Source organism: Nocardia barduliensis, from assembly GCF_013315795.1.
GTDB lineage: Bacteria > Actinomycetota > Actinomycetes > Mycobacteriales > Mycobacteriaceae > Nocardia > Nocardia barduliensis.
The window spans coordinates 234,991-248,241 of the sequence record NZ_JABLTE010000001.1; the positions used below are offsets into that span (position 1 = coordinate 234,991).

13 protein-coding genes are annotated in these 13,251 nt (G+C 69.9%); 6 read left to right on the plus strand and 7 right to left on the minus strand.

The genetic code is table 11. The features are described 5' to 3' along the window. Window positions 1-148 precede the first annotated feature (148 nt). The 5 genes from HOV91_RS01230 (at window position 149) to HOV91_RS01250 (ending at window position 2,973) form a co-directional block, all read left to right on the plus strand. A complete protein-coding gene (locus HOV91_RS01230) occupies window positions 149-517 on the plus strand; it encodes a DUF4229 domain-containing protein (protein ID WP_174183501.1) in 369 nt (122 codons plus the stop codon). Then, complete coding sequence (gene cds1, locus HOV91_RS01235) at window positions 514-1,599, plus strand: L-cysteine desulfhydrase Cds1 (protein WP_174183502.1); 1,086 nt, start codon at window positions 514-516, stop codon at window positions 1,597-1,599. Before HOV91_RS01230 ends, cds1 begins: the two co-directional genes overlap by 4 nt. Before the next feature lie 113 nt (window positions 1,600-1,712). Then, a complete protein-coding gene (locus HOV91_RS01240; RefSeq protein WP_174183503.1) occupies window positions 1,713-1,934 on the plus strand; it encodes a helix-turn-helix domain-containing protein in 222 nt (73 codons plus the stop codon). Next, the gene (locus HOV91_RS01245; protein ID WP_174183504.1) at window positions 1,934-2,515 is read left to right on the plus strand and encodes a Clp protease N-terminal domain-containing protein; all 582 of its coding nucleotides are present in this window, start codon (window positions 1,934-1,936) and stop codon (window positions 2,513-2,515) included. Before HOV91_RS01240 ends, HOV91_RS01245 begins: the two co-directional genes overlap by 1 nt. Window positions 2,516-2,589: 74 nt before the next feature. Next, entirely contained in the window at window positions 2,590-2,973 is a 384-nt protein-coding gene (locus HOV91_RS01250; RefSeq protein WP_174183505.1) for a phage holin family protein, read from the plus strand. Window positions 2,974-3,068: 95 nt separating this feature from the next. Here the strand turns inward: HOV91_RS01250 and HOV91_RS01255 are convergent, their stop codons facing one another. Further along, window positions 3,069-3,938, minus strand: a complete 870-nt coding sequence (locus HOV91_RS01255) for a 1,4-dihydroxy-2-naphthoate polyprenyltransferase (protein ID WP_174183506.1) — start codon at window positions 3,936-3,938, stop codon at window positions 3,069-3,071. 96 nt (window positions 3,939-4,034) lie between these two features. Further along, window positions 4,035-4,499, minus strand: a complete 465-nt coding sequence (locus HOV91_RS01260) for an SRPBCC family protein (protein WP_174183507.1) — start codon at window positions 4,497-4,499, stop codon at window positions 4,035-4,037. Between the two features lie 132 nt (window positions 4,500-4,631). On the opposite strand from HOV91_RS01260, the gene HOV91_RS01265 reads away from it, so the two are divergent. Further along, window positions 4,632-7,982 carry an AfsR/SARP family transcriptional regulator gene (locus tag HOV91_RS01265; protein ID WP_312884418.1) on the plus strand — a complete coding sequence of 1,117 codons (3,351 nt, stop codon included), beginning with the start codon at window positions 4,632-4,634 and terminating at the stop codon, window positions 7,980-7,982. 57 nt (window positions 7,983-8,039) lie between these two features. On the opposite strand, the gene HOV91_RS01270 is transcribed toward HOV91_RS01265, so the two are convergent. The 5 genes from HOV91_RS01270 to HOV91_RS01290 form a co-directional block, all read right to left on the minus strand. Further along, window positions 8,040-8,873 carry an ABC transporter permease gene (locus HOV91_RS01270; protein ID WP_174183509.1) on the minus strand — a complete coding sequence of 278 codons (834 nt, stop codon included), beginning with the start codon at window positions 8,871-8,873 and terminating at the stop codon, window positions 8,040-8,042. Between the two features lie 64 nt (window positions 8,874-8,937). Beyond that, entirely contained in the window at window positions 8,938-9,930 is a 993-nt protein-coding gene (locus tag HOV91_RS01275) for an ATP-binding cassette domain-containing protein (RefSeq protein WP_174183510.1), read from the minus strand. A gap of 381 nt (window positions 9,931-10,311) precedes the next feature. After that, on the minus strand, window positions 10,312-11,472 hold the full coding sequence (menE, locus tag HOV91_RS01280) for an o-succinylbenzoate--CoA ligase (RefSeq protein WP_174183511.1): 1,161 nt from the start codon (window positions 11,470-11,472) through the stop codon (window positions 10,312-10,314). Between the two features lie 334 nt (window positions 11,473-11,806). Next, complete coding sequence (locus HOV91_RS01285) at window positions 11,807-12,202, minus strand: VOC family protein (RefSeq protein ID WP_174183512.1); 396 nt, start codon at window positions 12,200-12,202, stop codon at window positions 11,807-11,809. Window position 12,203: 1 nt separating this feature from the next. Further along, window positions 12,204-13,097 (minus strand): 1,4-dihydroxy-2-naphthoyl-CoA synthase, encoded by an 894-nt coding sequence (locus HOV91_RS01290; protein WP_043733134.1) that lies wholly within the window; start codon window positions 13,095-13,097, stop codon window positions 12,204-12,206. Between the last annotated feature and the right edge of the window lie 154 nt (window positions 13,098-13,251).

Here is a 13,251-nt window from a genome sequence, read left to right on the forward strand (position 1 = left end):
CATCAGATGGCGCCATCGTCGCACTGAAACCCCTAGGTACTCGAACCACCTACAGTTGGTAAAGGGGAGGTAATAGACAAAACGGATGTGCGCCCCACCCTCGGCATTGGGCGTGCACCGGGGGCGGGCAACAGCTTCGCATAGGCTGATGGTTGTGCGTGACGCAACTCCACCAAAAGGTGCTTCCGGACAGCAAACCCCTGGCGCAGGTCGCAGGCTGGCCCGCAATCTAGCCCTCTACACAATCGCCAGGTTGGGTCTCGTGGTAGTGCTCACCGCGGTGATCGTGCTGGCCGCGAAGTTGGTGGCGGTGGACATCCCGTTGGTGGTCGCCGCCCTGTTCGCTCTGATCATCGCGATGCCGCTGTCGCTGGTCCTGTTCAAGCGGCTGCGGGTGCAGGTGAACGAGGACATCGCCCTGGTCGACGAGCGCAGGCGGCGCGACAAGGCCGAGCTGCGCGCGCGGCTGCGCGGCGACCAGCCGCCCACCCCGCCCGACTCGGGAACGCCTTCGTGAAGTTCTGCGATCACACCGCCCCGCGCGACTGGGTCGACAACGCGGTGCGGCTGATCGACGCCGACGCCCAGCGCAGCGCCGACACGCACCTGCTGCGCTACCCGCTGCCCGGGGAGTGGAACGTCCAGCTGTATCTGAAGGACGAGTCCACCCACATCACCGGCAGCCTCAAGCACCGGCTGGCCCGCTCGCTGTTCCTCTACGCGATCTGCAACGGCTGGGTCACCGAGGGGACGACCGTGGTGGAGGCGTCCTCCGGTTCGACCGCGGTCAGCGAAGCCTATTTCGCGAAGCTGCTCGGCCTCGACTTCGTCGCGGTGATGCCCGCGAGCACCTCCCCGCAGAAGATCGCGCTGATCGAGGCGCAAGGTGGTCGCTGCCATTTCGTGCGCCGCCCGCCGGACATGTACACCGAGGCGGCGCGGCTGGCGGCCGAATGCGGCGGCCACTACATGGACCAGTTCACCCACGCCGAGCGCGCCACCGACTGGCGCGGCAACAACAACATCGCCGAGTCGATCTTCCAGCAGATGGCGTTGGAGCCCGATCCGGTGCCGGAATGGATCGTGGTCGGGGCGGGCACCGGCGGCACCAGCGCCACCATCGGCCGCTACATCCGGTACCGCAGGCACGCGACGAAGCTGGCCGTGGTCGACCCGGAGAACTCCGCCTTCTTCGGCGGATACGAAACGGGGGACGCGGCCTACCAGACCGGAATGCCTTCCCGGATCGAGGGCATCGGCCGTCCGCGGGTGGAGCCGTCGTTCGTCGGCCAGGTGGTGGACCGCATGTTCGAGGTGCCCGACGCGGCGTCCATCGCCACCGCGAGGTTCGCCAGTGCGCGGCTCGGGCGGCGGGTCGGCGGATCGACCGGAACGAACCTGTGGGGTGTGTTCGCCCTGATCGCCGAGATGGTCGCCGAGGGCCGCGGCGGCAGTGTGGTCACGCTGCTGTGCGATGGCGGCGATCGGTACGCGGGAACGTATTTCGATGACGAGTGGGTCGCTGCGCAAGGGCTGAACCTCGCCGAGCCCACCGCGATCCTGGAGAAGTTCCTGGCGACCGGCATCTGGGACGCCTGATCCGCCGCGGAGGCGCGGGTCTTTGTTCGCCGCGAGGGGAATCGAGTCCGGTCGCGTCCTCGGCTGTCAATTTTTATTGACATGGGGAGCGAACGTCAATCAAAATTGACGGCATGACGGAAGCAACCACTCTGGCGGCCGCCGCGGGCAGCCCCGATCCCAAGGTCGGGCTGCGCGCGGTGCTCGCGCTACGCAGGCTGCTCGAACGTCTCGAAGCGATCCAGGTCGCCAACGCCCGTGCCCAGGGCTGGTCCTGGCAGGCGATCGCGGAAGCGCTCGAGGTCAGCAAGCAGGCGGTCCACCAGAAATATCACCGGAGAGACAGGAGCCGCTGATGTTCGAACGGTTCACCAGGTCGGCGCGCACGGCGATCGTGGTCGCCCAGGAGGACGCGCGTGAACTGCGCTCGTCGACCATCGACGTGGAGCACGTGCTGCTCGGGCTGCTCGCGCAGGGCGGGCCGGAGCTCACGGCACTGCTCGCCGACGCCGGACTCACCCACGAAGGCGTGCTGCGCACGCTCTCGCAGCAGGGCAAAGGTGATCCGCTCGGCGCGGAGGACGCCGAGGCGCTGCGCTCCATCGGCATCGATCTCGACGCGGTGCGCGAGTCGCTGGAAGCCCACTTCGGCGAGGACGCGCTCGAGCGCGCCGCACCCGAGCCGCGGCGCGGGCTGTTCGGCTGGGGTCGCGCCGGAGACTACCGGCACATCCCGTTCACCCGGGACGCGAAGAAGGTGCTCGAGCTGTCCCTGCGCGAGGCGCTCGGCCGCAAGGACAAGACCATCGATTCCGGGCACGTCCTGCTCGGCATCCTGCGCGCGCCCAACCAGGCCACCGAGCGCCTGTTCGGTGGAGCGGCCGCGATCGATCAGTTGCGCCCCAAGGTGCACACCCTGCTCGACCGCGCGGCCTGAGCGAGCGGGCATGCGCTGTCCCGGTTCGGGTTTTCCGGCGGCGCGTGCCCGCGTCCTGGGCCTAGCATTGGCCCATGCAGCTTGTGATTCGGTTGGTCATCAACGCGGTTGCCATCTGGCTGGCCGCCTTCTGGGTCGACAAGATCGATATCCTCGCCCCCGAAGGCGGCACCGGCGCCAAGATCGCCGTCGTCCTCGCGGTGGCCGCGGTCTTCACGGTGGTGAACGCGCTGGTCAAGCCGATCGTGCAGTTCCTGTCACTACCGCTGGTGATCGTGACGCTCGGGCTGTTCCTGCTGCTGATCAACGCGTTCATGCTGTGGCTGACCGCCGAGATCACCGAAGCGTTCACCGACTACGGCCTGCGCGTCGAGGGCTTCTGGGCCGCGGTGATCGGCGGCATCATCGTCTCGATCGTGAACTGGGTGCTCGGCATCCTGGTGCCGGACGAGGATTAGACCGCGCCGCCGCGAACGGACAAGGCCCGCTCGCGCTCTCCGCTGGCACGCCCGGACGGTCGCGTCGGCCGGTCACCGGCAGCCGGCGCGGCGGGTCAACCCAGCCCGACCGCCAGCGCGGTGACCGCCGACCAGACCAGCAGGGCCAGGCCGGAATCCCGCAGCGCGGGAATCAGGTCCAGACCGCCCTTGCCGCCGCGCACCGGCGCGTTGGCCCGCACGGCGAGCGGGATCGCCAGCAGTCCGGCCAGCGCCCACGGCGTGCGGGCGACCAGCGCCAGCGTCACCAGGAACGGCACCGTGAGCAGCGCGAGGTGCAGCGTGCGGGTGCGCGGGTCCCCGAGTTTCACCGCGAGCGTGACCTTTCCGGAGTCGGTGTCGGTGGGGATGTCGCGCAGATTGTTCGCGACGAGCACGGCGCTGGAGAACGCGCCGACGGCCACCGCCAGCAGCGCGCCGACCCAGTCGATCCGGCCCGCCTGCACGAATTGGGTGCCGAGCACGGCAACCAGGCCGAAGAAGACGAACACCGCCACTTCACCGAATCCGCTGTAGCCGTACGGGTTGCGCCCGCCGGTGTAGAACCAGGCCCCGGCCAGGCAGGCCGCGCCGACGAGCAGCAGCCACCACGCGCTGGTGAGCACCAGCACCAGACCGAAGACGGCGGCGATGACCAGGCTGACGATCGCGGCGGTCTTCACCGCGACGGGCGAGGCCAGTTTCTGCCCGACCAAGCGCAAAGGGCCGACGCGGACGTCGTCGGTGCCGCGAATACCGTCGGAATAGTCGTTGGCGTAGTTCACCCCGATGATCAGCGCCAGCGAAACGAGCAGCGCGAGAATCGCTTTCCACCACACCGCACCGTCGACCGACGCGGCGGCGCCGGTCCCGGCGAGCACCGGGGCGATCGCGTTCGGCAGGGTACGGGGTCGCGCGCCTTCGATCCATTGCGCCGCAGTAGCCATGTCCGCAGCATAATCGGCGCAGTCGGAGGCAGCCCGACCTCAGCGCGCGCACGGCCGCAGCGAAGACGGCGGCGCCGCCCGGTGCGCGCGCGGCGATCAGGCCGTTTCGCCGGTCGCCGCCTGCTGCAACCGCGCGAGCCCCTTCTCGAAATCCTTGCCGACCAATTTGTCCATCGGGATGACCTTGCCGATGAGGCCCATCAGGCCGGTCTGCTGTCCGGTCATCCGCCAGGTCACTTCGGTGCCGGTCTCGACCGGGTCCAGGGTGAAGGTCACCATGTTGGTCGCCTTCATGGGCTTCAGGAATTCCAGGCGCACGCCGACCTCGCGGTCGGCGCTGCCGATGATCTCCATGCTGCCCGCCCCCGCCTTGCGGTTGCCGCTCCAGGCATAGCGCGCGCCTACTCCGGAGTCCGCGCCGGAATAGCTGCGCTGCAGCTGCGGGTCGAGGTCCTCCCACGGCGACCACTTGACCCATTCGCGGAAATCGTTGATCAGCCCGTGCACGCGCGCGGGATCGGCCGTGATAACTGCCGACCGGACCACCTCGAACTCAGCCATGGGGGTCAGACTATGCGACCGACCGCTCGCAACCGCGGCAAAGAAATCGTGTCGGCCCCGTCGGGCCCGCTCGCCTACCATGACCGCGGGATGTTTCCAGCGCACAGCGGCCCGCACGGCCACAGTCGAGCAGTGACGACGCCCGCAGGCGGATCGGTCGTGGTGGCCTTGCTGGGCGAGATCGCGCTGCGTCGCGATGGTGCGCTGACGCCGCTGCCCGGAGCGCGTTCCCGGCTCCTGCTCACCGCCCTCGCGCTGCGCCCCGGCCGCAGCCGCGCAGCGGGCGCCCTGATCGAGGCGATCTGGGGTGACCAGCCGCCGCGGTCGCCGATGAACGCGCTGCACACCCAGGTGTCCCGGTTGCGGGCGGCGCTGCCGGAGGGCGCGCTGGAGATCGGCCCGGCGGGCTATCGGTTGACTCTCGGCGTCGAACAGGTCGACTTGTCCTCGGTGGACGAGCGGGTGAGGCGGGCGCGCGGCACGCTCGCCACGGCCGACCTGCCCGGCTGCCTCGCGGAGCTCGCGCGGGCGCGGGCGCTGTGGCGCGGCGAGCCCGGCGCCGATCTGCCGCCTGGCGAGCTCGCCGACGAGCTGTGCGCCGCGGCCGGGCGGCGCCTCGCCGAACTCGACGAGCTCGAACTAGCCGCACGCGAAGGCGGCGGCGACGTCGACGGCGCGTTGGCTCTGGCGCGGTCGCGCGCCGCCGCCGAACCGTTGGACGAGCCCGCGCAGCTGACTCTGCTGCGTCTGCTCGCCGCGGCGGGACGGCCCAACGAGGCGCTGGAATCCTTCGCGACCTTTCGCGCCCGACTGATCGACCAGCTCGGCGCGGATCCCGGACCGGCGCTTTCCGCGGCGCACACGGCGATCCTGCGTGGGGAGCCGATCGCGCGCACCGCGCCGCCAACAGTCGGCATGGGTGGCGCCGCGGCAGCGAACGGGGGAGGGTTCGCGGGCCGTGCCATGCCGTCGCTCAGTTCCGCCGCGACGGAACCGCAGCCCGCCGGGATCGGCCTGCGCGCCGCGCCCAACGCGCTGCTCGGCCGGACGGACGATCTCGCCGCGTTGACCGACCTGCTGCGCGACGCTCGCGTGGTGACCGTGCTCGGACCGGGCGGCGCGGGCAAGACCAGGGTCGCCAACGAACTCGGTGCGCGGGTGGCGCGCACCCGTCCGGTGGCGCTGGTCGAGCTGGCCTCGGTGCGCGCGGAAGGCGGCGCCGCCAAGGTCGAGATCGAGGCGGCGATCGCCGCGGTGCTCGGGCTCAGCGAGGTCACCTTCGACACGGCGGCGTTGCGCTCCGGGCAGACCGTCGATCTGCGCAGGCGGTTGCTCGACGCGGTGTCGGCACGCTCGATGCTGCTGATCCTGGACAACTGCGAGCACCTGATCGACGCCGTCGCCGCGGTGGTCGCCGACCTGATCGGCGCGGCGCCCCACCTGACGGTGCTCACCACGAGCCGCTCGCCGCTGACGCTCACCGCCGAAGCCGTGTATCCCTTGCCGCCGCTGACCATCGATCCGGCGGGCTCACCCGCCACCGAGCTGTTCGCCGCGCGCGCGAGGGCGGTGCGTCCCGCGGTCCGGCTCGACCCGGAGATCGTCGCCCGGCTCTGCCACACCCTCGACGGGTTGCCGCTGGCCATCGAGCTGGCCGCCGCCCGAGTCCGGGTGATGAGCGTCGAGGAGATCGACGAGCGATTGGCCGATCGGTTCGCGCTACTGCGCCACGGCGATCGAACTTCGCCCGAACGGCATCGCACGCTGCACGCGGTGATCGACTGGAGCTGGAACCTGCTCGACACCGAACAGCAAGCGACACTGCGCCGGTTGTGCCGCTTCCCGGCCGGTTTCACGTTGTCGGCCGCCGAGGCGGTCGCGGGCGGAGCCGATGTGACCGATGTCGCCGCCGCCGTCGACGGGCTGGTCAACCAATCGCTGCTGGCCGTGCTGGATGACGAAACGCTCGGCACTCGCTATCGCATGCTGGAGACGGTGCGGGAGTTCGGTGAGGAACAGTTGGCCGCCAGCGCGGGCGAGCCGGACTCGGTCGACACTCGGATGATGCGGTGGGCCAGGGACTACGCCGAGGACGCGGCGAGCCGGTATACGACCGGCGACCAGGTCCACCTCGCGCTCTCCGTGGCGGCGGAGCTGGACAACCTGCTCGCCGCGCTGCGCTGCGGCATCGAACGACGGGACGCCGCCACGGCGTACACCGTGTTCCCGGTCGTCGCGACATTGTGGATGCTCCGCGGATCGCACCTGGAAGTGATCGCCTGGGCCGAGCGGGTCATCGAGGTTCCGGCGTTCGGCTTCGCTCCGGACGGCCCGCGTCCGGACCTCGTGCTGGTCACGTACCAGATGATGTTCCTGCACCTCGCCTACACCGACGGCAGTATGCGAGAACTCGCCCAGTTGCGGCTGCGCGTGCGCCGATTGCTGCGGCACCACGCCGACATCAGCGCGCGAAACCTCTTCGTCGGCCGGGTCGTGCTCACCAGAGCCGACGGACGCGGGCTCGGCAGGCTGTTCGCCGAGGCAGCGCGTTCGGCCGATCCGGAGACCAGGGCCACGGCGCTGTTGCTGCGGGCCAACATCCGGGAGAACGGCGGCGACGTGCGCGGCTCCACCATCGACGCGATCAAGGCGCTGGAGGTGTTCGGCCACGAGAATGTCTGGAGCGTGGCCATGGTGTCCAGGCACCTCGGACAAATCTGTGGACAGACCGCCCAGTACGCCGAGTCGGTGACCAATTACCGCCGCGCACTCGACTTGCTGCAGCGGCTCGGCGCGTACGAGGACACCGTGGAGATTCGCAGCCTGCTGGTGGCCGCGCTGGTCGGCATCGGCGAGCTGGAGCAGGCTCGCCGCGAACTCGACCTCGCGTTCGGCACGCCGGAGCTGGACAGCTCACCCCTCGGACCGAATCGACTGCTGTCCACGGTGATGCAGAGCTCAGCCGAGGTGGCATTCGCGGAGGGTGACGCCGCGGGCGGTTTCGCTCGCTACGAGCGAGCGCTCGAACTGTTCGGCTGGCCGGACGGCGCGTTCGGCCCCGGCCCCGGCGCCCTGATACTGGGCGCGTCGGCGCTCGCCGCGCAGGCACTGCACGGCTTCGCCGACACGGGCGCGGCGCTGTCCGCGCAGCTGGCCGAGCTCACCGTGCCGATGATGGCCCAATATCGGGACCTGCCGCAGATCGGCGCGGTCGCCTGTGCGATCGGGTCGTATCTCATCGCGGTCGACCGCAGGGTCGGCCTCGGTCTGGACTTGCTGGTGCTCGCTGCGAACGTCTTCTGCCGTCAGGATTTCCCCTCGCTGCGCTGGCGACGGCACCTGGACGCGGCCACCGCGAAACTCGGCGCCGACCAGGTCGGTGAAGCTCGCCGCCGCCTCGGTCACCTGCGCCGGAACGACTCAGCCGACCGCATCCTGCGAATGCTGCGGGAACTGAACGACAGTCACGGACCGCGAACCTGACGGCGGCACGCCGGGTGACCACTCCTCACCTGCGTGCCGCCGTCTCGCGTGCGCGCCTCACGCCCGCCGCATATACGCCTTGACCGTGAGCGGAGCGAAGATCGCGATGACGACCAGCGAGCCGAGCAGTGACCAGGCCAGGTCACCGCCGAAAGCCGCGCCGTTCATCAGACCGCGGCACGCGTTCACCATGTAGTACACGGGATTCAGGTGATTGAGCCCCTGCATCCAGCCCGGCATCGTGCTCACCAGCGCGAAGGCGCCGGACATGAAGGTCAGCGGGAACATGATCATCATCGAGATGCCCTGCACGCCCGCGGCGCTCTTGCCGGTGACCCCGACCAGCGCCCAGATCCAGCTGATCGCGAACGAGCAGACCACGATGACCGAACCGGCCGCGACGACTCCGAGCACGCCGCCCTCCGGGCGGTAGCCGATGGCGAGCCCGACGACGATGGTCAGCACGGTCGCGATGACGTAGCGCACCATGTCGGCCAGCAGCGCCCCCGCCAGCGCCGAGATACGCGCGATCGGCAGGGATTTGAACCGGTCGAAGACGCCCTTGTCCATGTCCTCGCGCAATTGGGTGCCGGTGACGACCGACGTGAGCACCACGGTCTGCACCAGGATGCCGGGGATCAGGACCGGCAGGTAGTCCCGCACGCTGCCGCCGATGGCGCCGCCGAAGATATAGGCGAACAAGGCGGTGAACAGGATCGGCTGGATCGTCACGTCGAACAGCTGCTCGGGCTTGTGCTTGATCTTCAACAAGCCGCGGTAGGCCATGGTGAACGAATTCGACACGGCCTGACCGAGCGGTATGTGGTTGCTCGCCGCGGGAATCGCCGCGGGTGTCGCACGGCGCGCCTCGGTCGCGGTGCTGGTGGTCATGCTCTGTTCCTTTCGGCTTGCGCGGGTCGGTGGTCACTCGGGCTGCCGCCCGCGGGCCGGACGCTCATGCCGCGCTCCTGCCCGACTCGTCGGTGGCGTCTTCGGCCGGGTGACCGGTGATGGTGAGGAAGACCTCGTCCAGGCTCGGCTTGGTCACGGTGATCTCGTCGACGCCGATCTCCCACTCCCGCAGGCGGATCAGCAGATCGGCGGCGACGCCCGCGTCGGTCAGCGGAGCGGTCAGCCGCCCGGCCTCGGGGGTGATCTGCGCTTCGACGCCGAGGAAATCGCCGATGATACGGCGCGCCTCGACCAACTGATCGCGATCGACCAGGGTCAAATGCAGCGAGGAACCGCCCACCGAGGCTTTCAGCTCGTCGGCGGTGCCGTCGGCGATCACCTTGCCGCGGTCGATCACCGCGATCCGGTCGGCCAGCTGGTCGGCCTCGTCCAGGTACTGCGTGGTGAGCAACACCGTCGCGCCCGCGCGGACCAGGCGGCGGATGGTCTCCCACATCTGGGCGCGGGTGCGCGGGTCGAGGCCGGTGGTCGGTTCGTCCAAGAACAGCAGCGGCGGCGTCGCGATCAGGCTGGCCGCCAGGTCGAGGCGGCGGCGCATACCGCCGGAGAAGTTCCGCAGCGGCTTGTTCGCCGCCTCGGTGAGGTCGAACTCCTCCAGCAGTTCGACCGCCTTGCGCCGGGCGTCGGCGCGGCTCAGACCGAGCAGGCGGGAGAAGACGATCAGGTTCTCGGTAGCGGTCAGGTCCTCGTCGACCGAGGCGTACTGGCCGGTGACACCGATCAGCGAGCGGACCGCCGTCGGCTCAGCGACCACGTCGTGGCCGAAGATGCGGCCGCTGCCGCCGTCCGGTCGCAAGAGCGTCGCCAGCATCCGGATGGTCGTGGTCTTGCCCGCGCCGTTCGGACCGAGCACGCCGTACACCGAGCCCTGCGGCACCGCCAGGCTCACCCCGTCCACGGCGCGCTGTTCCCCGAACACCTTGACCAGGCCGTCCGCCTCGACGGCGAGGGCTGAAGTTGGTGCGAAAGAAGTCATGCCGACAACTGTGGCCGCCCGAACTTGCACGGCTCTTGCGTCGCGCTGTCTTTTTGGCCGCGCGGGCGCGGCGGGTTCGCGGCCCCCTGGTGGCTCGCGTCCGAGTGACCGCCGCTTGCTCCTTCGTCGCCTGCGCGGCGGTCACTAGGACGCGAGCCGGGCCGCGAACGGCGGATGCTCGGTCTCGCTGCGCTCGGAAGTCGTGGTTGGGGTGCGCTGGGCGCGATGGCAGGTGAGCTCACGGCATGGCGCACGCAGGTGGAGGGTTGCTTGTCGGCGCGAGGGGTGGTCGGCGATTGTCGTTCGGGCGACCGCCACTCCTTCACCGCTCCTTTGTGGCGTAGGGGCAGTGCGGAGGGGGTTGCGCCTGCTGGGCGGGCGTTAGTGGGTCGAGTCGGCCAAGAGGTATTCGCGGAGTGCGGCGCGGTCGGGCTTGCCGGGGCCGCGCAGCGGGAACTCGTCGAGGACGGCGAGTTCGCGGGGGGCGGCGATGGAGTCCAGTTCCGCGGCCACGTAGTCGCGCAGCTCGGCGAGGCTGGGGGTCGCGCCGGGGGCGGGGATGACCGCGACGGCGACCCGCTGGCCGAGTCGCTCGTCAGGCAGGCCGAGCACGACCACCTCGCTGATCGCCGGGTGGTTGATCAACACTGCCTCGACCACCTGCGGGATCACCAGCAGACCGCCGGTGGTGATCGCCTCGTCGAGCCGTCCGGTGATGCTCAGCACGCCGTTGTCGAAGGCGCCCGCGTCCTCGGTGCGGAACCAGCCCGGTTCGGCGAAGGCGGGATGGTCGGGCTGATTGCGGTACCCGGAGGCGATCATCGCGCCGCCCAGCACGACGCGGCCCTCCTCGATCCGGACCTTCGCGCCCGTCAGCGGTACACCGTCGTAGACGCAGCCGCCGCAGGTCTCGCTCATGCCATAGGTGCGCACCACGGTGATGCCCGCGGCTCGCGCGCGCTCGTAGACCGGCAGCGGCGTGGCCGCGCCGCCCACCAGCACGGCGTCGAGCTCGGCCAGCGCGGCGGCGGCGACCGGCGATTCGAGCGCTTTGATCAACTGGGTCGGCACCAGGGCCGTGTAGCGCCGTTCACCGCGCATCCCCGTGATCGCGCCCGCCAGGGCCTCGGGCAGGAATCCGCCGGAAACGTCCAGCACGGTGGGCTCGGTCCCCGCCAGGATGCTGCGCAGCAGTACCTGGATCCCGGCGATGTGGTGGGTCGGCAGAGCCAGCAACCAGTTGCCGGGGCCGCCGAGCCGCTCGTGTGTCGCCGTGCCGCTCGCCCGCAGGGCCGCCGTGCTGAGCATCGCGCCCTTCGGCACGCCCGTGGTGCCGGAGGTGGTCACCACCAGAGCGATTTCCTCATCGATCGGCTCGCCCGGCGACAGGGCGTCGCTCAACCGCCTCGCCTCGCGCCGGTCGCTGGTCGGAATGGGCAGCCAGGCTGCCCCGCTACCTTCCAGCGCCTCCCGCAGGTGGGGCATGACGTCGCCGAGTCCGGACCCCGTCGGCATCGGCAAGGTTCGCAGTGTCTTACTCATGCCGTGCCTCGCCGTTCGCCCGGCTCGGTCGTGCCCAGAGCCGCTGTGCCCATGGCTCGCTCGGTGCGCTCCCTCACGGTAGGGATCGTGTCATGCCCGCGTCGCCGCGCGCGGAACGGGTCGGTGTGCCGGAGTGGCGCAACCGCGCAGCGGCCACCCGGACGGATCGGGGCTCAAAGACGACAGGCATCGAGACTGCGATTCACTCGTCGGACGGGACACGGACACAGCCGGCCCGGACGTCGGCGGTCGGGTGGCCATCCGAGCGTTATCGTCCTCGCCGGGTGTCGCGTTGGCAACTCGGCGTAACTCGCCGAACTACCGAACGGAACGGTCACTCCGACGGTGACCAGCGCGAATCCCGCCTGATCGGATGTGACGGCGGCACCTCGACGAACACGATCGGCACCCCGTCGGGATCACGCACCCACATCTCGTGCAGACCCCACGGCTCCTCGACCGGGGCGCGATCGATCGCGATGCCCTTCAGCGCCAGTTCGGCGGCGGCGTCGGACACATCGCGCACCTGGAGCCAGATGGCGCCCTCGAACGACGACGATTTCCCCGACCCGCCGTGCGCGGCCACCTCGATCAGCGCCTGTCCGGCGAAGAAGACCGTGCCGCCGGGATACTCCCGCGCGACGGCCAGCCCCAGCCCGTCCCGATAGAACGCCAGCGTGGCCTCGTAGTCGGCGGGCCGCAGGATGATCCGGCTGCTGAGAATGTCCATGTCAGAAGTACCAGGGGTAGGGGGTCCAGTCCGGCTCGCGCTTCTCCAGGAACGCGTCACGGCCTTCGACGGCCTCGTCGGTCATGTAGGCCATCCGCGTCGCCTCGCCCGCGAACAGTTGCTGGCCGACCAGCCCATCGTCCAGCAAATTGAACGCGTACTTCAGCATCCGCTGGGCCTGCGGCGACTTGCCGTTGATGTCGGCGGTCCACTCCAGCGCGACGTCCTCCAACTCGGCGTGGTCGACGACCTTGTTCACCGCGCCCATCTGGTGCATCTCCTCGGCGGTGTACGGGCGGCCGAGGAAGAAGATCTCGCGGGCGAACTTCTGGCCGACCATCTTGGCCAGGTACGCGCTGCCGTAGCCGCCGTCGAAGCTGCCCACGTCGGCGTCGGTCTGCTTGAAGCGAGCGTGCTCGCGGCTGGCCAAGGTCAGATCACAGACCACGTGCAAGCTGTGACCACCACCCGCGGCCCAGCCGTTCACCAGCGCGATCACCACCTTCGGCATGAAGCGGATCAGCCGCTGCACCTCGAGGATGTGCAGCCGGCCCGCGCGGGCCTGATCGACCGTGTCCGCGGTGTCGCCGCTGGCGTACTGGTACCCGCTGCGCCCACGGATGCGCTGGTCACCACCGGAGCAGAACGCCCAGCCGCCGTCCTTCGGGCTGGGGCCGTTGCCGGTGAGCAGAACCGCGCCGACGTCCGGGGTCATCCTGGCGTGGTCGAGAGCCCGGAAGAGTTCGTCGACCGTATGCGGGCGGAACGCGTTGCGAACCTCCGGCCGGTCGAAAGCGACACGCACGGTGCCCTGCTCGACATGCCGGTGATAGGTGATGTCGGTCAGATTCTCGAACCCCGGAACGGGCCGCCACAGCTTCGGATTGAATGTCACCCTTGCGATTATTGCTCTGTTGGATTTGCCGCGCCTTCGCGCGGCGGGTTCGCGGCCCCTGTATGGCTCGCGTTTGCGCGGCCGCCGCTTGCTCCTTCGTCGCTTGCGCGGCGGCCGCGCAAACGCGAGCCGGGCCGCGAACGGCGGATGCTCG

Coding starts and splice junctions, on each gene's coding strand:
- HOV91_RS01230 (WP_174183501.1), top strand. CDS start 149: ATGGTTGTGCGTGACGCAACTCCACCAAAAGGTGCTTCCGGACAGCAA.
- HOV91_RS01240 (WP_174183503.1), top strand. CDS start 1,713: ATGACGGAAGCAACCACTCTGGCGGCCGCCGCGGGCAGCCCCGATCCC.
- HOV91_RS01245 (WP_174183504.1), top strand. CDS start 1,934: ATGTTCGAACGGTTCACCAGGTCGGCGCGCACGGCGATCGTGGTCGCC.
- HOV91_RS01250 (WP_174183505.1), top strand. CDS start 2,590: ATGCAGCTTGTGATTCGGTTGGTCATCAACGCGGTTGCCATCTGGCTG.
- HOV91_RS01255 (WP_174183506.1), bottom strand. CDS start 3,938: ATGGCTACTGCGGCGCAATGGATCGAAGGCGCGCGACCCCGTACCCTG.
- HOV91_RS01260 (WP_174183507.1), bottom strand. CDS start 4,499: ATGGCTGAGTTCGAGGTGGTCCGGTCGGCAGTTATCACGGCCGATCCC.
- HOV91_RS01270 (WP_174183509.1), bottom strand. CDS start 8,873: ATGACCACCAGCACCGCGACCGAGGCGCGCCGTGCGACACCCGCGGCG.
- HOV91_RS01275 (WP_174183510.1), bottom strand. CDS start 9,930: ATGACTTCTTTCGCACCAACTTCAGCCCTCGCCGTCGAGGCGGACGGC.
- menE (WP_174183511.1), bottom strand. CDS start 11,472: ATGAGTAAGACACTGCGAACCTTGCCGATGCCGACGGGGTCCGGACTC.
- HOV91_RS01285 (WP_174183512.1), bottom strand. CDS start 12,202: ATGGACATTCTCAGCAGCCGGATCATCCTGCGGCCCGCCGACTACGAG.